Source organism: Pseudoalteromonas sp. ASV78 (genome assembly GCF_047806705.1).
Taxonomy (GTDB): Bacteria; Pseudomonadota; Gammaproteobacteria; order Enterobacterales; family Alteromonadaceae; genus Pseudoalteromonas; species Pseudoalteromonas prydzensis_A.
In genome coordinates this window covers 1,584,354-1,601,471 of record NZ_JBLOPA010000001.1, presented here as the reverse complement: position 1 = coordinate 1,601,471, position 17,118 = coordinate 1,584,354, and the positions used below count along the sequence as shown (strand labels likewise).

Here is a 17,118-nt window from a genome sequence, read left to right as displayed (position 1 = left end):
AAAAGGTGAGGGGATGGCCGAACAATTAAGATGGGTTTTAATCATTATCAGTGTAGTAGTCATTGGTGGATTATTAATACATGGCCTATGGTCTGTGCGTAAAAAAGATGCGCCCGCTGCGACACATGACGAACGGGTTGAACCTGCAGCTCATCAAGCACCTGTTGAGCGTCAAAGTGCACCTGAGCCAGTTTCTCACAATGAGCGTGATGAACCGCAGTTTGGCGATTTAAGTTTTAGCGCTGATGAAAAACAGCACTCTCACGCTGATTCATTTGCTGAGCCAGAGCAAGAAACCACCTCTGAGGTTGATGATGTTGCAACAGCGACCAAGTCTAGCGACGAAATGGTGACTGAGCAAGAGCCTGAGCAACCCGTGGCCAGTGATTTTATTATTGTGCATATTCAAATGCCTGAAGGCTTGAATATGGAAGGCAGTAAATTATTGCCTGCTGTTAACACGCTGGGTTTTAAATACTCTGATGAAGGCTTTTTTAATCGCCATTTAGATCCTGCCGGTCACGGTCCAGTGCTATTTCGCTTAGTTAATATGTACAACCCAGGCACGTTCGATATTGATAATATGGAACAGTTTAGTACTGCCGGGGTCAGTTTATTTATGACTCTACCGTGTGATGGTGATGGCCTTGCGGCCTTTAACATGTTGCACAGTGCCGCTAAAAAGTTAGCCGATGAGTTTGGCGCAACTATTTTAGATTCACAGCGTGAAGAAATGACCGTTGATAGCGTGCGTGAGTATGTTGAAAAAGTGAGACGTTTTTCAGTTTAATCATTTGCTATAAAAAGTAACTAGTTAAGAATTTTATAAGCCACTTGGCGATGACTCGTTAAAGTGGCTTTTTTTATGTTTTTTGAGGTCAGTATGTCCACTTTAGTGTTAGCGCAAATTACGCAGCTTCGTCAACAGTTAGAAGATCATAACCACAACTATTATGTGCTTGATAACCCCAGTATTCCGGACGCCGAATATGATCGATTATTACGCGAGTTAAGTGCGCTTGAAACTGCTAACCCTGAGTATATGAGCGCCGATTCACCGACTCAAAAAGTAGGCGGTGCTGCACTTGCTAAATTTGAGCAAGTAACACACCAAGTGCCTATGTTGTCGTTAGATAACGCCTTTAGTGAAGAAGAGTTCAGTGCCTTTAATCGTCGCATTAAAGAGCGGTTGATGGACAATAAAGAACTTACCTTTTGCTGCGAACCAAAACTTGATGGCCTCGCTGTATCGATTTTATACCGCAATGGCGTACTCGTGCAGGCAGCAACCCGCGGTGATGGCCACACTGGTGAAAATATTACCACCAACGTGAAAACAATTCGTAACGTGCCGCTAAAGTTACGCGGTGATGATTTCCCCGAGGAAATTGAAATTCGCGGTGAGGTGTTCATGGACAGCGCCGGATTTGCCAAACTTAATGCTGAAGGCGAAAAAGTGTTTGTGAACCCGCGTAATGCCGCAGCAGGCAGCTTGCGTCAGCTCGATTCAAAAATTACTGCCAAACGGCCATTGATGTTTTATGCCTACAGTATTGGCGTTGTTACCAATGGTGAATTACCGAGTGACCACTATCAACAGTTAGCTAAGTTAACGGATTGGGGTTTGCCACTTTGCCCAGAAACAAAATTAGTTGAAGGTCAGCAAGCTGCGCTTGATTATTATCACGATATTCTTGAGCGTCGCAGTAGTCTTAAATATGAAATTGATGGTGTAGTCATCAAAATAAACAACAAAGCACTGCAAGAGCGGTTAGGGTTTGTGGCGCGTGCTCCGCGTTGGGCGATTGCGTATAAATTCCCTGCGCAAGAAGAGATCACTCAGTTACTGGATGTTGAATTTCAGGTTGGCCGCACCGGGGCCATTACCCCTGTAGCGCGTTTAGAGCCGGTGTTTGTTGGTGGTGTTACGGTTTCAAATGCAACTTTACACAATCGTGATGAAATAGATCGTTTGGGTGTAAAAATTGGCGATACAGTGATCATTCGCCGCGCTGGTGATGTGATCCCACAGATCACCCAAGTGGTGTTAGAGCGGCGCCCTACAGATGCGAAGGAAATCGAGTTTCCGGCAACTTGCCCGATTTGCGACTCTCATATTGAGCGTATAGAAGGCGAAGCCGTAGCGCGCTGTACAGGCGGTTTGGTATGCCAAGCACAGCGCAAAGAAGCCATTAAACACTTTGCCTCACGTAAAGCACTCGATATCGATGGCCTTGGCGATAAAATTGTTGAACAGCTGGTGGATAGAGAACTTATTAAAACGCCTGCGGATTTATTTATTCTTAAGCAAGGGCATTTTGAGTCACTTGAACGAATGGGGCCAAAATCAGCGAAAAATCTGGTTGCAGCACTTGATGATGCGAAACAAACCACCTTGGCTAAGTTTTTATACTCTTTAGGTATTCGAGAAGTGGGTGAAGCGACGGCGCAAAACTTAGCAAATCACTTTTTAACGCTTGAAAAAGTAACCACGGCAACCACTGAAGCGTTAGTTGAAGTTAGCGATGTTGGCGAAATTGTAGCCAAGCATGTACGTGGTTTTTTTGCTGAACAGCACAACTTAGACGTTGTGAATGCTTTAATAGAGCAGGGTATTCATTGGCCTGAATTGACTGCGCCAAGTGAAGATTCACAGCCGCTAGCGGGCTTAACCTATGTGTTAACAGGGACTTTAAACGAGCTTAATCGTAATGACGCCAAAGCACGTTTACAACAATTAGGCGCAAAAGTGTCTGGCAGTGTATCAGCGAAAACAGATGCCTTGATTGCAGGTGAAAAAGCCGGCTCTAAGCTAACTAAAGCACAAGATCTAGGGGTTGATGTACTCAGCGAAGATGACTTAATTGCATTACTGGCGCAACATAATGGATAGTATTATTGCGCTTTTTCAGAATCTAGCGCTGACTTTCGGTCAGTGGCTAAAACCGTACTTGTATAATATCGCTTTATTACTGGTGGTTTGTATAGTGTCTTTGTATGCCAATGAAATCATTAAAACCACGAAACGCTTTGTAGCAAGGCGTAACTTTATTATCAGGGTGTGCGCGTTTGTCCTGGTAACTGGGTTCGGTTTTGGTTTATTAGTGGTGTTTGTGACGCCGTTAATTAGCCAGTTATTGATGTTTTTTGGCACGCGTTGGTTAGCAGTGATGGTTGTTTCAGCATTTATCCTACTTGGCATCTTAGCTGATAGGAAAAACCAGTTATGAAGCGTTATGGGCCAGAGTACTGGGATAAGTACGGCACATATCGGACACCAATCGCATTTCATTTGAGTTTATTGGTATTACTGCGAGCCTACTTTATTTGGATCATTGCGGCGCTTAGCCGTCGTCCTGAGCTTGATTTGATGTCATTGGCATTTCGTTCAAAAAGTGATTTTTTCAGTGCTTTGGCCATTGGTGCAATTGCGATTATCCCTGCGGTGGTGTTTTGCTTGCGCAGGCCACAAAAAAGCCCCGATCATGCAGCACGCTTAGCAAAAATATGGCGTTTTATGCGTTGGCCGTTATTGGTGTGTGCAGCATTCGATTTAAGTTGGTTGGTTATTCAAGCCGCCCATAGCTATTATCAGTTCTCGATGTTTTTAGCCTTACAAATGGTAACTGTGTTGTGGGTACTACTGTATTTAGCTAAAAGCCGTTATTTAACGGTGTTTTTTAATGACTGGCCCGATCCAGAAACGGATAAAAAGAGTCATTAACTGAAGCAGTATAAAATAGGAGCTGCAATGCGAAAAATTAATCAACGATTGGCGTTGATCGTCGCCTGTTTTGGCATCGTACTATTGTTGTTGAGCGTATTTACTGGATTATTTCAACAGGCTTGGTTTGTATTTTTAATTGCTTTATGGCTGTTTGTATTTAGCTCATGTTGTTACCGACTAACGCCGTTATTTATAGCGCGTAATCCGCTAGATAAATTTATTCAGCGTGAGCAACAACACCTTTTACTATTTACCTTGTCGGGATTTTTCGATAGGACGCATGGTCCGCAGTGGCTGTTAATTGCTAGTATTGAGAAAATACAGTGCCGTGATGATCAATGCACTATTTTTTCCAGCGAGCAGCGCCAATGTGTGATTAGCTTGCCAGCCTCTAAAGCTGAACTTATGCATTACTTTAATGGTCTTTTTACAGAGCATGAAAAGCAGGCAATTATAATTGAATGAAATTAACCCATCTTACTCAATGAGGTCAGTTATGTTGAATTGGAATGATATTCTAAATTTTGCCAATAAAGGTAATCCAGAGCCGAGCCGTAAAGTAGTCAAAACCGAGCAGCAGTGGCGTGAACAACTAACCGAACAAGCGTTTTATGTTACCCGCAACAAAGGCACGGAGCGGCCACACAGCTCTGACAGCTGCACCTTGTTTGAACCAGGTAAATATGCCTGTGTGTGCTGTAATAACTTGTTGTTTGATGGCGATGAAAAGTTTGATAGCGGTACTGGCTGGCCATCGTTTACTCAGCCAGCAGAAGTAAATTCAATTGCTTACAACAGTGATAAAAGCTATGGCATGCAAAGAATAGAAACGGTATGTAACGTGTGTGATGCGCACTTGGGGCATGTATTCCCAGATGGCCCAATGCCAAGTGGTCTGCGTTATTGTATCAATGCCGTATCATTACAAAAATTATAATAACTAATCTTGCTTATCAACGTCCTACTGGATTTAATTTATTAATCCAGTAGGACTCAGAATGGTTATCACAGTAGTTTCTTATAAATTTATTATCTTTCATGGTGCCTAAACGACAGCTATTTAAATAGTTTATTTAGTTTTACCAGACTCTTCTAAATCCGTAAGTGTTAGCCCCATCGCGGTCGCTTGCAGCACTATTTTATTAAAGCGTTGCTGTTGCTCGTTATCCAGCGCCGTTGTATTTAGTAACGCATAACATTTCTTTGCCATCATGGTATTTAATGTTTGGCCATTTTGTTTGGTATTATCAAATAGACACTGCAATAAATTTAAAGCAATGCTGGAGTTACGAGGCATGACTCTAAATGCCTGAGTAAAAGCCTCAAGCGCGGTATTTAATTGACCACGATTAAACTGAGTCACTGCATGGTTATTAAGTTCTTTCGGTCCCATTTTTATATCGCGACGCTCGCTTTGCTGCTGCTGAATATACTTTAAATAAACCGGATCACTAACCGTAGGGTGACGCTCACAATGGCTGATAATTTGGTTGAACAGTGATTGTGCTTTATGATGAAAGCCCAGCTCATGAAATGCTTTTGCTTTATCAAGCGCGCCATCCACCGAGCGAATATGATTATCGTCATCATCGAGTTGCTCGATCAGCATTTTTGCTTTTTGATGCTCGTCTTTTAGGTAGTGTAGGCGGGCATTTAGTACATCAATTTGCGCTTGATTATGACTGTTCGGAAACTGGCTTTTTAAGTCAGTTAAGTACTTATTGGTTTGTCTTGAAATACGTTGAATTTGGTCGCTTTGATCTGTTGTTAAGGCAAAGTCAATACCTGCTCGTGCTGCGTTTAAATAGACATCGGGGTGATCGTGAATTGAGTGCTTGGCAAAATTAGCGATGTCTTTTTGTGTTAGGTAGTTTTTTTCATAATCGTGATTGATCAGTGAAACATGGCTAAGTGACTTTTGACGATCTATATTACGTGGTGCAATATCAACCGCTTGACTTAAAAAATCTTGCGCTAATTCGAACTGGTTTAATTTTATTTCTAACTTACCCAGCAAATCCAGTGCAACTAATCGTGTTTCATGGCGTTGTAGCATCGTTCTAAGCATTCTTTGTGCAAGAATATGTTCATTATTCGCAATTAATGCTTCAACTAACCCTACCTTGGCCCAAGCGAATTTTTGAATGTCTAATACGGATTTAAAAAAGACTTTTGCTGTGTCTGCACGTTTTAAGCGAAGCAGGGCATCGCCTTTTAAACGTAATAGTATTGCACTGTAAGCATTGCCTTTTTTATCTAGTGCAGTGTTGATCTCTTTTAATGCTTTGGAGTCATTTCCATCGTCGATGTAGTTATATATTACTTGTAAGTTGCTTTTACGTAGCAGTATTCGTTCGATACGCGTTTTAAGATCATAGATGGTAAAGGGCTTTACTAAAAAATCATCAGGTTGCAGCTCTAAAACACTATGCACAAGGGAGCCGCTAGTCTCAGCAGAAATAAAAATGAAGCCAGTGGAATTTTTTATTAGACGTTTAACCCGTAATTCTTCATACAGCTGATAGCCATCTTGATTTTTACTCAGATTAAAAGAGCATACAATGAGATCAAACTGTTCACTGGTGCACTGCTCTTTAGCTGAATTTGCATGCTCAGCAAAGCGTAACTGCCGAAAGCCAAGTTTTTCGAGCGATTGTTTCATATAGCTTTGAGCAAGTGGTTGCTCTTCAACTATTAGTATTTTTGCATTAGAAAAAATCTTTGCTGGCATTAGACTTGTGACCACGTGAACGTATCAGAGACTATAATAAACAGTCTAGTCGCTGACAAGGGAATTTAAAATTTAAAACCGCAGACTTCCTATTTTTAATCAGTTATGGGTTTTCGAGCAGCCCAATTATAGCGCTAGTTATTGCTTGAGGGTTTTTATAGTGATAGGAGATCCTAGGCTTGTTGAGCGCCTTGGTTGATGTTTCTCAAACTTAATTAGCCATTAAAGAACACATTAAAAGAGTTTAAGGTTTGCAAAAGAACTAGCGTATTTAGAGGTTTTGTTGAATTTTATTTTTGAAGAATTATTAAGAGGTTTTATATGTGGTGGGTGATACTGGACTTGATACCTGCGATCCTCGCCATTATTTGTGAAGGGTGGCGATGCTCTTTCTTTTCAGCTGAGCCAATTATCCATTAAAGAATATATTAAAAGAGTTTAAGGTTTGGAAAAGAATTAACGTATTTGGAGGCTTTTCGAATTTTGTTTTTAACTGAATTACTAAGAGGTTTTATATGTGGTGGGTGATACTGGACTTGATACCTGCGACCCTCGCCATTATTTGTGAAGGGTGGCGATGCTCTTTCTTTTCAGCTGAGCCAATTATCCATTAAAGAATATATTAAAAGAGTTTAAGGTTTGGAAAAGAATTAACGTATTTGGAGGCTTTTCGAATTTTGTTTTTAACTGAATTACTAAGAGGTTTTATATGTGGTGGGTGATACTGGACTTGATACCTGCGACCCTCGCCATTATTTGTAAAGGGTGGCGATGCTCTTTCTTTTCAGCTGAGCTAATTATCAATTAAAGAGTATAACGTAAGGTTTGATTGAGGGTATTAAGAGGTTTTATATGTGGTGGGTGATACTGGACTTGAACCAGTGACCCTCGCCTTGTAAGGGCGATGCTCTCCCAACTGAGCTAATCACCCACATATAAATTAAAACGCTACTATTAAGATAAATAGTACTGAACTTCGCCATTTCTTGTAAAAAGTGGTGATGCTCTTTTTTTCCAACTGAGCTAACGATCCATTTAGATTTTTGTAATATGCACCATTCTAAGAATGGTGGGTCGTACTGGACTTGAACCAGTGACCCTCGCCTTGTAAGGGCGATGCTCTCCCAACTGAGCTAACGACCCATATTACAATTTTAAAACGCTACTATTAAAATAAATAGTACTGGACTTTAACCAGTGAACGTCGCCGTTACTTGTAAATAGCGGTGATGCTCTCTTTTCTTGCAACTGAGCTAACGACCCATATTACAAATTTAAAACATGCAACTATCAATATAATAACAGGTTTTATATGTGGTGGGTGATACTGGACTTGAACCAGTGACCCTCGCCTTGTAAGGGCGATGCTCTCCCAACTGAGCTAATCACCCACATATAAATTAAAACGCAACTATTAAAGTAAATAGTACTAGACTTTAACCAGTGAACCTCGCCGTTACTTGTAAATAGCGGTGATGCTCTCTTTTTTCTAACTGAGCTAATCACCCATTTAGATTTTTTGTAATATGCACCATTTATTAAAAATGGTGGGTCGTACTGGACTTGAACCAGTGACCCTCGCCTTGTAAGGGCGATGCTCTCCCAACTGAGCTAACGACCCATATTACAATTTTAAAACGCGACTATTAAAATAAATAGTACTGGACTTTAACCAGTGAACGTCGCCGTTACTTGTAAATAGCGGTGATGCTCTCTTTTCTTGCAACTGAGCTAACGACCCATATTACAAATTTAAAACATGCAACTATCAATATAATAACAGGTTTTATATGTGGTGGGTGATACTGGACTTGAACCAGTGACCCTCGCCTTGTAAGGGCGATGCTCTCCCAACTGAGCTAATCACCCACATATAAATTAAAACGCGACTATTAAAATAAATAGTACTGGACTTTAACCAGTGAACGTCGCCGTTACTTGTAAATAGCGGTGATGCTCTCTTCTTTTCTAACTGAGTTAACGACCCATATAGAATACCAGATGTGAAACACTTTAAATTAAAGTGGTGGGTGATACTGGACTTGAACCAGTGACCCTCGCCTTGTAAGGGCGATGCTCTCCCAACTGAGCTAATCACCCACATCTGAACAACAACTTATTGCTGCGTTGTTGTGGGGCGCTATTATAGATAGAGTTGTAAATGTGTCAACACTTGAATGAGGAAAAATATTTTAGATGCAGCTTTTATAATCAATGACGCAAGATTGAGATTGTTTTATAGCCAATTTGCTTGCATTCAATCCACACGTGAAATCAATTTACTCATTATTCAATGTAATACTTCAATAGCCAGTGGTGCCCGATTGTCAAAAGCGGGTATGTTTTCCAACCACAAAAGGGAAGTTTACAGTCGATCGCATTGCAAAATCCAAATACCGCCAGTTAAATATGATTGATACAAAGCACCCACTCCAACTAATGGAGTTTCTTATTTAGCATTATCATTTTAATAACTGGCAATAGAGTAGGGGCGTTACAGTTAACTGCTAGTATGTTCATCTTAAATTCGCTTTACTTTGTTTTGTGATGAAAACTTTGTGATGAAAAACGAGGAAACACTCCGACTTTATTTTGCATATAAATGTATACCTTATTATTTTGATGTTTTAGCGTATAGTTCACCTCAATTAATCTAGATTGTGTGCCTTTCTTTCCTAATTATTGTTTTGAAACAGCTGCTTTGCATGTATTTTGAGCGCCACGGTTTATTCATTATTCAGTTTGTTGAAAATTAAACCGTTTAAATAAAGTTACTGAAAAAAATGTTGACATTATTTTGGTGGCTGCATAGAATGCGCCCCGCACTCAGCGATACACAGCACGGTTTAACTGCGCAAGTGTTTAGCAAAATAAATTGGGGCTATAGCTCAGCTGGGAGAGCGCTTCGCTGGCAGTGAAGAGGTCTGCGGTTCGATCCCGCATAGCTCCACCAATTTATTAAAGTGTTTGTCCTAGGGTAGCAGTTTTCTGTGTCCCCATCGTCTAGAGGCCTAGGACACCGCCCTTTCACGGCGGTAACAGGGGTTCGAATCCCCTTGGGGACGCCAATTAACTTTAATTAGTTAACGGCGGGTTAACCGAGAAAATAGCGAACAAATTAGGCTCGAGTCTTAATTTGTATTTAATCGCAATTACCTTATAAAGCTCAGGATGTGAGCATAACTAATCAACTGTCCTAGTGACACTTTTTAGTGTCCCCATCGTCTAGAGGCCTAGGACACCGCCCTTTCACGGCGGTAACAGGGGTTCGAATCCCCTTGGGGACGCCACTTACTGTTTACAGTAGGGTAGTGTTATTAAAAACTCGGCTGAAGCGAGTCTAACCATTCAGTTGTCCTAGTGACACAGGAAATGTTTCTGAGAAGATAATGCCATTCGCCTCACAGGCTCGGCTCATCTTACGCAGAAATAGCAAATCAGTGATTTGCAAACCAATTTCTGCGTCCCCATCGTCTAGAGGCCTAGGACACCGCCCTTTCACGGCGGTAACAGGGGTTCGAATCCCCTTGGGGACGCCACTTACTGTTTACAGTAGGTAGTGTTATTAAAAACTCGCCTGAAACGAGTCTAACCATTCAGTTGTCCTAGTGACACTTTTTAGTGTCCCCATCGTCTAGAGGCCTAGGACACCGCCCTTTCACGGCGGTAACAGGGGTTCGAATCCCCTTGGGGACGCCACTTACTGTTTGCAGTAGGATAGTGTTATTAAAAACTCGCCTGAAACGAGTCTAATCATTCAGTTGTCCTAGTGACACAGAAAATGTTTCTGAGAAGATAATGCCATTCGCCTCGCAGGCTCGGCTCATCTTACGCAGAAATAGCAAATCAGTGATTTGCAAACCAATTTCTGCGTCCCCATCGTCTAGAGGCCTAGGACACCGCCCTTTCACGGCGGTAACAGGGGTTCGAATCCCCTTGGGGACGCCACATTACTTTATTTAAGTAATGTGTATAGCAGTGTGACACCGCACTCTCTATGCACGACGTTAGCAAGAGTACAAACCTCTTGGGGACGCCACATTACTTTATTTAAGTAATGTATATAGCAGTATGACACCGCACTCTCTATGCACGACGTTATCAAGAGTACAAACCTCTTGGGGACGCCACTTACTGTTTACAGTAGGGTAGTGTTATTAAAAACTCGCCTGAAACGAGTCTAACTATTCAGTTGTCCTAGTGACACAGAAAATATTTCTGAAAAGATAATGCCATTCGCCTCACAGGCTCGGCTCATCTTACCCAGAAATAGCAAATCAGTGATTTGCAAACCAATTTCTGCGTCCCCATCGTCTAGAGGCCTAGGACACCGCCCTTTCACGGCGGTAACAGGGGTTCGAATCCCCTTGGGGACGCCATTACTTTATTTAAGTATGTATATAGCAGTGTGACACCGCACTCTCTATGCACGACGTTAACAAGAATACTAATCTCTTGGGGACGCCATTACTTTATTTAAGTAATGTATATAGCAGTGTGACACCGCACTCTCTATGCACAACGTTAACAAGAATACTAATCTCTTGGGGACGCCACATTACTTTATTTAAGTAATGTATATAGCAGTGTGACACCGCACTCTCTATGCACGACGTTAACAAGAGTACAAATCTCTTGAAAATCCATTATCTTAAAAAATAAGTAAGATATAAAAGTCAGTGTAAAGCTTTATACTCCAGTTAGCCTATTCAAAAATTTCCTTCATCTTGCTATACCTATTTACAGTAAAATTTACACAATGCTAAGGTAGCTAAAAGATTAGCAATCTAAAGTAATTATTTTTATTAATTAACACCTCACTTAATTTGAACCTTTTGTAACATTTATACAGATTGCTTCACTTCAATAGTTAACTGCTATATTCTATCTTGTAATTTATCTAGTTTATGGATCGTTACCAATTGCTACCATTCGGACATGCCATAGCAATTTCAGTAATTGGTATAATTATTAGGGAAAATATTATGTTAGCTAAAAAGTTTATATTTTTTATTGCCTTACTATTATTGATAAGTTGTTCAGAAAATAATACCGGTATCGCGTTAGGATCTTTAGAGCGTGAGCGTGTTATACATCCTGCGACTACAAATAACATTTTAATTGAACTTCCTGTAGCAGCAGGGGATCCGGTTAAAAAAGGCCAAGTCGTTGCTCAGTTTGATGATCAGCTACAACAGGCAATGGTTGCAAAAGTAAAAGCGCAATTTATGCAGGCGCAAGCTAACCTTGAAAAAGTGCTCAATGGTGCGCGTGCAGAAGAGGTGGCCGCAGCCAATGCTGCTGTTGCTGCTGCAAAAGCAACATCACTACAAAGCGAGGCTAATTTTGAGCGAACTCAGCGACTTGTAAAGGACAGACTCGCTAGCCAAGACACATTAGACCGTGCAACCGCGAGTCGTGACGAAAACCTAGCTAAGTTAGAAAGTGCGCAACAACAGTTAAATGAACTTACCAGCGGTTCTCGTATCGAAGATATTCATATTGCTAAAGCACAATTACAAGCAGCCGACGCTGAACTAACAATACAACAAAAACACTTAAACGATTTAACCATAACTGCTACTCGAGATGGCATACTCGATAATTTACCATGGCATGTAGGTGAACGCGTTACACTAAATAGCCCAGTGGCAATTGTGTTAGCCGCAGGGGCACCTCATGCAAGGGTATACATTCCTGAGCCCTATCGTGCAAAACTATCTCGGGGTATGCAATTAATGGTTAAAGTAGATGGTATAAGTACGGCTTATTCCGGTACTTTAACTTGGATTGCCAATGATCCCGCTTTTACTCCGTACTATGCACTGAACCAAGAAGAACGTGCACGATTAATGTATTTAGCCGAAGTCACCTTACCCAAATCGGCAGAAAATTTACCAAGTGGTGTTCCTGCACAAGTGATCATGCCATGAGTGAATTTGTTATAAATGCCAGTAAACTTGAAAAGCAATTTGGTGATTTAAAAGCAATTAATCAGCTCGATTTAGCAGTAGAAAAAGGGCAAATATACGGCTTTTTGGGGCCTAATGGGTGTGGTAAGACGACTGCTATCCGTATGTTAACAGGATTATTAAAACCCACTTCGGGAACTGTTGAAGTATTGGGATTATCGTTACCTACACAGGCTAATTTATTGCGGGAGCGCCTTGGCTATATGACTCAAAAGTTTTCTTTATATGCAGATTTAACTGTCTATGAAAATTTGAAGTTTATAGCGGCACTTTTTCCTTTATCTAAAGCTGAGAAACGCAACCGGGTCGACGAATTATTACATACTTATGGACTGGACGAGCGTGCTTCTCAATTAGCTGGCAGTATGAGTGGCGGACAACGGCAACGTTTGTCATTGGCTGCGGCGGTAATGAACAAACCAGATATTTTATTTTTAGATGAACCGACATCGGCTGTGGATCCGCAAAACCGTCGCGATTTCTGGGAAACTTTGTTTGATTTAAGTAATGCCGGCACGACAATATTAGTCACTACCCATTATATGGATGAAGCAGAGCGTTGCCATCGTCTTGCAATTTTAGAAGCTGGCGTAAAAAGAGCAGACGGAACACCAAAGCAATTAATGACAGAGATGCATGCGCACGTTGTTGAAATTGCAGGGGCACAAACACGAGCTTTAAAACAACAATTAGCCACGGTGAGTGAAGTTATTTCTGCAACTCAACTTGGGGCACAATTAAGAGTGTTGGTAAGCAAACAGGTAAGTGATCCACTCGATTTTATAAAAGCCACTTCCTTTGCTGAAAAAGATTGGCAACTAAGTTTAGTGCGTCCTAGTTTAGAAGACGTCTTTGTTACGTGTACGGGGCAGGGGCGACAATGAATATCATTACTTCATTCGCGCGTATCAAAGCTATTTTTGCGAAAGAGTTATTGCAATTAAGACGTGATAAAATGACCTTTGGAATGGTGGTAATGATCCCGCTTATTCAACTTATTTTGTTCGGTTATGCTATCAACACCAATGTTAAAGATATTCCCGTCGGCGTTGTCGATCAGAGCCAAACAACGTTAAGCCGCGTATTAGTACAAACAGTGGCCGCGACTAATGTGGTTAAGTTTACGCATCAGTTTAAGTCGCTAGAAGCTGCACAAGCAGCGATTGCCAGCACTAAGGTTAGGGCGGTGCTATTTATTCCCCACGACGTTGATAATCGGCTTGTGCAACACCCAAGCGTGGGTTTTGGTTTACCTGATGGCAGTAACGAAAGTGTCGTAAGACCGATTGCACAGTGGTTAATTGATGGCTCTGATACGATGGTAGCTTCGAGCATTAAAGCCTTACGAACTATGCCATTGAGTGAGCTACTCGATAAACCTGCAAATAGAAGTTATGCTACTTTTGAGACGACTCTTTTTTATAATCCTGAGCAGCGCACCGCAGTTAATATTGTGCCTGGTCTTGTTGCCGTTATTTTAACTATGACCATGATCATGTTTACCTCTGCCGCCATTGTTAAAGAGCAAGAGCGCGGTAATATGGAGCTATTGATCACTTTACCACTTAGCTCGTTAGAATTAATGATAGGCAAAGTGATCCCTTATGTGTTTATTGGCTTTGTGCAGCTTTTTATTATTTTAGGTATGGGCCATTTATTATTTAATATTCCTTTTGGTGGCAGCTTACTAGCACTGGCAGGCGCGACATTGCTATTTATTTGTGCAAGTTTAGTACTTGGTTTAGTGTTATCTACCATCGCCAAAAATCAGTTACAAGCAATGCAAATGACCATTTTTATATTGCTACCGTCTATTTTACTTTCTGGTTTTATGTTTCCTTATGAAGGTATGCCAATCGTTGCGCAGTGGCTAGCTGAATGCTTACCTGCTACACATTATCTGAGACTGATCCGCGGGATTGTGCTGCGAGATGTTGAATTTTTAGCCATGAGTCGAGATCTAATATGGTTAGCTAGTTTTATGTTGATTGGGTTAGCGGTTGCTGCGTTCCGCTTTAAAAAGACATTGGATTAAGGTATGGATCAAAAAGTATTTCAGCAGCCGAAGCTGCTGAAATGTAACCTGTTTAAAAGTCGTTATTATCTTTTTTCTGTATCAGTTCAATGGCGTAGCCATCAGGATCTTTTACAAAAGCAATTTCAGTGGTGCCACCTTTTACAGGGCCAGGCTCTCGACTGACATTACCGCCAGCTGCTTTGATATCAGCACAGGCTTTGTAAATATCATCAAACTCAATGGCAATATGGCCATAGGCATTGCCTAAATCGTAGCTGTCAGTATCCCAGTTATAAGTCAGCTCTAGTACTGTCGTGTCTTTTTCATCACCGTAACCAACAAAGGCTAGGGTATAACGATATTCTTCGTTGTCTGCACGGCGTAACTCTTTCATGCCGAGTATTTGAGTGTAAAACTCAATTGATTTATCTAGATCAGCAACCCGTAACATGGTGTGTAGTAAACGCATTTGAATCCCCTTGCTTTTAAATTCACATAAATTTTTGATAACGCAGCTACGCTGTAACTATTGCTGCGTTGTTAAAATATCAATAATCCGATTATAAATTATTTCTGTGAACATCACAGTATCATTGCCATTAGTATTTATAAGACTGTATTAAAGGATATATTTACTTGTTAACCTTGCCTTTAAGAACATAGATCTCACCATCGAAACTTCCTTGAATCGTCAATCCTTGTCCCGCCAATTCTTTCAGATATTCAATATGTTCTTCCGTGATATGTTGGCCCGGCACTAACAGGGGAATGCCTGGTGGATAGGGCGTGACTAAACCGGCACAAATGCGGTTGTTGCTTTTGCCGATAGGCACAGATTCGCGTTCGCCATAAAAAGCATCGCTTGGAATACAAGCAAGGTCGATAGCGGGCAAATTCTCCGGCAAGCGGGATCGTCGCGTCGATTTTGATAATTTCACCTTACCACTGTCGAGTTTCTTCAGCGCATTGTAAAGACGAATTATTTTTGAGCGCGTGCCGCCAAGGGTTAGTAAAACCAAGATGGTGCTGTGAGTGTACTTCTCTATTTCTAAGCCAATTTCATCCAGCAGGTATTTATGAATATCCTTTAATGAATAAGGCAACGCGCTAATGTCGATAAGAATTTTTAGTGGATCGTGACCCATGTTGTCACCACTAAAATGCGGAAATATTTCCATAAAGTCTTGCTTACCTAGCACTTTAATTTGCTTGAGCGAGGCCATCTGTTGTTTAAATTCTTCCACATGGTTCAACAGGGCATTAAGCAACTTATAGCCTTCCATCTCCAATTGTTTTTGGCACACGTCAAGCGACGCGATAAGCTGATACTTTGGTGATGTGCTGGCGTAGATACTGTAAATCTCGCGAAAGAAATCGGCATCGAAATCGGGATCGTTCACATGAATATAAGACGCCTGAGAAAACGCTGATACCACTTTATGCGCTGAATGGGTGACATAGTCAGCGCCAGCATGAATAGCGGAATAATAGCGTAGGCTGGGGTGAAAAAGGGAGTAAGCAAACCAGGCTTCGTCGATAAACACTTTAATACCATGTTGATGAGCAAACTCGACCACTTGTTTCAGATCGCTAAGTAGGCCATCGTAAGTACAACCGGTGAGCACCAGTAATTTAGCATCGGTATTTTGTTCAATTGCCTGCTTGATGTCGGCCAACGACGGCGGTGCGAAGATGCCATATTTTGGATTTAAAATACTCGACAAATAAATAGGGAAACTGGCTGATTGCAAGATGCCATAGTGCACAGACTTATGACAATTGCGGTCGATGATGACTTTATCGCCCTTGCGCAGCAGTGTCTGCAAGATGATTTTATTTGAGGTGGACGACCCGTTGGTGACGAAGTAAGTATGCTTAACCTCAAACGTCGCCGCTGCTGACTCTTGCGCACGGCCAATGGTATTGGTGCTGTCTGATAATGAACCTAACGAATCGACTGAAACCGACAGATCGCCAACGAATACATTACGGCCATAAAACTGATAAAAATCTTTGATATAAGGGGAATTTCTAAAGCTAGAGCCACCGCTGTGTCCTGGTGTATGCCAAGAATCGTTTGCTTCGCCAACATAACGGCGATACGCGGTCCAAAATGGGGTTTCTGATCGGTCATCGAAGTCGTTGATCATATAACCTAAAATTGCTTCTGGATCAGAAATCACTTCATCTTTAAAGAAGAACGACTCAATTTCCTCCGATTCGTTGACGATCTCCAATCCTTTCGTGTCGTCGCCGATGACATAAACCGGCAACTCGAGACGGATCCCCTTTAACTGCTCGATAAAGCGACTATAGGTTCGTTCGCCCTTATTGTGTACATCCCAACTGAGTACTACGGCTTGAATATCACCATCAGCCTCTACACATGCCAACGCTTGCTTCAGCTCGAGACATTCAATAATATCGATATGAACATCACTTCGCTCAAAATTAGGGATCGTTTTCGACAGATTCGTTGAAAGCTCTTGCAAGGTGATTGGGTCTTGCTCAATTAACAAGATGCGAAGTAAAGGTAACATAGGAATTCCCGCAATAAAATTTCATAATGCTCAACAGCATAACTAAAGGATTGAGACTTGTGAAATTAATACTCTGAAAATGTTCTAATAATTTTGCAATATTAGTTAGTACTGTACATCAGCTTAAATTT

Annotated in this window: 12 protein-coding genes and 13 tRNA genes; 16 read left to right on the top strand and 9 right to left on the bottom strand. The window is 41.4% G+C overall.

Annotated elements, in window-relative coordinates:
• Positions 1 to 13 precede the first annotated feature (13 nt).
• The 6 genes from zipA (at position 14) to msrB (ending at position 4,664) form a co-directional block, all read left to right on the top strand.
• Positions 14 to 790 (top strand): cell division protein ZipA, encoded by a 777-nt coding sequence (gene zipA, locus ACMVDV_RS07370; RefSeq protein WP_416157698.1) that lies wholly within the window; start codon positions 14 to 16, stop codon positions 788 to 790.
• A 93-nt stretch (positions 791 to 883) separates the two neighbouring features.
• Positions 884 to 2,893: an NAD-dependent DNA ligase LigA gene (ligA, locus tag ACMVDV_RS07365; RefSeq protein WP_416159065.1), complete on the top strand. Its 2,010-nt coding sequence runs from the start codon at positions 884 to 886 to the stop codon at positions 2,891 to 2,893.
• Complete coding sequence (locus ACMVDV_RS07360) at positions 2,886 to 3,230, top strand: DUF3392 family protein (protein ID WP_416157697.1); 345 nt, start codon at positions 2,886 to 2,888, stop codon at positions 3,228 to 3,230. The genes ligA and ACMVDV_RS07360 overlap by 8 nt, the downstream gene beginning before the upstream one ends.
• Entirely contained in the window at positions 3,227 to 3,724 is a 498-nt protein-coding gene (locus ACMVDV_RS07355; protein WP_416157696.1) for a DUF2919 domain-containing protein, read from the top strand. Before ACMVDV_RS07360 ends, ACMVDV_RS07355 begins: the two co-directional genes overlap by 4 nt.
• Positions 3,725 to 3,751: 27 nt before the next feature.
• Complete coding sequence (locus tag ACMVDV_RS07350) at positions 3,752 to 4,192, top strand: hypothetical protein (protein ID WP_416157695.1); 441 nt, start codon at positions 3,752 to 3,754, stop codon at positions 4,190 to 4,192.
• A gap of 31 nt (positions 4,193 to 4,223) precedes the next feature.
• Complete coding sequence (gene msrB / locus ACMVDV_RS07345; protein ID WP_416157694.1) at positions 4,224 to 4,664, top strand: peptide-methionine (R)-S-oxide reductase MsrB; 441 nt, start codon at positions 4,224 to 4,226, stop codon at positions 4,662 to 4,664.
• Positions 4,665 to 4,796: 132 nt separating this feature from the next.
• Here the strand turns inward: msrB and ACMVDV_RS07340 are convergent, their stop codons facing one another.
• The 7 genes from ACMVDV_RS07340 to ACMVDV_RS07310 all read right to left on the bottom strand — a co-directional run bounded on the left by ACMVDV_RS07340 (position 4,797) and on the right by ACMVDV_RS07310 (position 8,558).
• A complete protein-coding gene (locus ACMVDV_RS07340) occupies positions 4,797 to 6,458 on the bottom strand; it encodes a tetratricopeptide repeat-containing response regulator (RefSeq protein WP_304178433.1) in 1,662 nt (553 codons plus the stop codon).
• 855 nt (positions 6,459 to 7,313) lie between these two features.
• Positions 7,314 to 7,389 (bottom strand) — tRNA-Val (locus tag ACMVDV_RS07335).
• Positions 7,390 to 7,525: 136 nt separating this feature from the next.
• Positions 7,526 to 7,601 (bottom strand) — tRNA-Val (locus ACMVDV_RS07330).
• A 172-nt stretch (positions 7,602 to 7,773) separates the two neighbouring features.
• Positions 7,774 to 7,849: transfer RNA gene (locus tag ACMVDV_RS07325), tRNA-Val, on the bottom strand.
• A 154-nt stretch (positions 7,850 to 8,003) separates the two neighbouring features.
• Positions 8,004 to 8,079, bottom strand: a tRNA-Val gene (locus ACMVDV_RS07320).
• Between the two features lie 172 nt (positions 8,080 to 8,251).
• Positions 8,252 to 8,327, bottom strand: a tRNA-Val gene (locus tag ACMVDV_RS07315).
• Positions 8,328 to 8,482: 155 nt separating this feature from the next.
• Positions 8,483 to 8,558 (bottom strand) — tRNA-Val (locus ACMVDV_RS07310).
• Positions 8,559 to 9,335: 777 nt separating this feature from the next.
• Here ACMVDV_RS07310 and ACMVDV_RS07305 point away from each other — a divergent pair.
• From ACMVDV_RS07305 to ACMVDV_RS07260, 10 genes are all read left to right on the top strand, one after another.
• Positions 9,336 to 9,411, top strand: a tRNA-Ala gene (locus tag ACMVDV_RS07305).
• Between the two features lie 39 nt (positions 9,412 to 9,450).
• A tRNA-Glu gene (locus ACMVDV_RS07300) sits at positions 9,451 to 9,526 on the top strand.
• Between the two features lie 146 nt (positions 9,527 to 9,672).
• Positions 9,673 to 9,748, top strand: a tRNA-Glu gene (locus ACMVDV_RS07295).
• Positions 9,749 to 9,921: 173 nt separating this feature from the next.
• Positions 9,922 to 9,997: transfer RNA gene (locus ACMVDV_RS07290), tRNA-Glu, on the top strand.
• Between the two features lie 84 nt (positions 9,998 to 10,081).
• Positions 10,082 to 10,157, top strand: a tRNA-Glu gene (locus ACMVDV_RS07285).
• 173 nt (positions 10,158 to 10,330) lie between these two features.
• Positions 10,331 to 10,406, top strand: a tRNA-Glu gene (locus tag ACMVDV_RS07280).
• Between the two features lie 355 nt (positions 10,407 to 10,761).
• Positions 10,762 to 10,837: transfer RNA gene (locus ACMVDV_RS07275), tRNA-Glu, on the top strand.
• A 606-nt stretch (positions 10,838 to 11,443) separates the two neighbouring features.
• Positions 11,444 to 12,391, top strand: a complete 948-nt coding sequence (locus ACMVDV_RS07270) for an HlyD family secretion protein (protein WP_416157693.1) — start codon at positions 11,444 to 11,446, stop codon at positions 12,389 to 12,391.
• Positions 12,388 to 13,314 (top strand): ABC transporter ATP-binding protein, encoded by a 927-nt coding sequence (locus tag ACMVDV_RS07265; RefSeq protein ID WP_416157692.1) that lies wholly within the window; start codon positions 12,388 to 12,390, stop codon positions 13,312 to 13,314. The genes ACMVDV_RS07270 and ACMVDV_RS07265 overlap by 4 nt, the downstream gene beginning before the upstream one ends.
• A complete protein-coding gene (locus ACMVDV_RS07260) occupies positions 13,311 to 14,465 on the top strand; it encodes an ABC transporter permease (protein WP_304180530.1) in 1,155 nt (384 codons plus the stop codon). Before ACMVDV_RS07265 ends, ACMVDV_RS07260 begins: the two co-directional genes overlap by 4 nt.
• 52 nt (positions 14,466 to 14,517) lie before the next feature.
• On the opposite strand, the gene gloA is transcribed toward ACMVDV_RS07260, so the two are convergent.
• Together gloA and ACMVDV_RS07250 are read right to left on the bottom strand one after the other, a co-directional pair.
• Complete coding sequence (gene gloA / locus ACMVDV_RS07255; protein ID WP_304180532.1) at positions 14,518 to 14,916, bottom strand: lactoylglutathione lyase; 399 nt, start codon at positions 14,914 to 14,916, stop codon at positions 14,518 to 14,520.
• 163 nt (positions 14,917 to 15,079) lie between these two features.
• Entirely contained in the window at positions 15,080 to 16,987 is a 1,908-nt protein-coding gene (locus tag ACMVDV_RS07250; protein ID WP_416157691.1) for an aminotransferase class V-fold PLP-dependent enzyme, read from the bottom strand.
• Between the last annotated feature and the right edge of the window lie 131 nt (positions 16,988 to 17,118).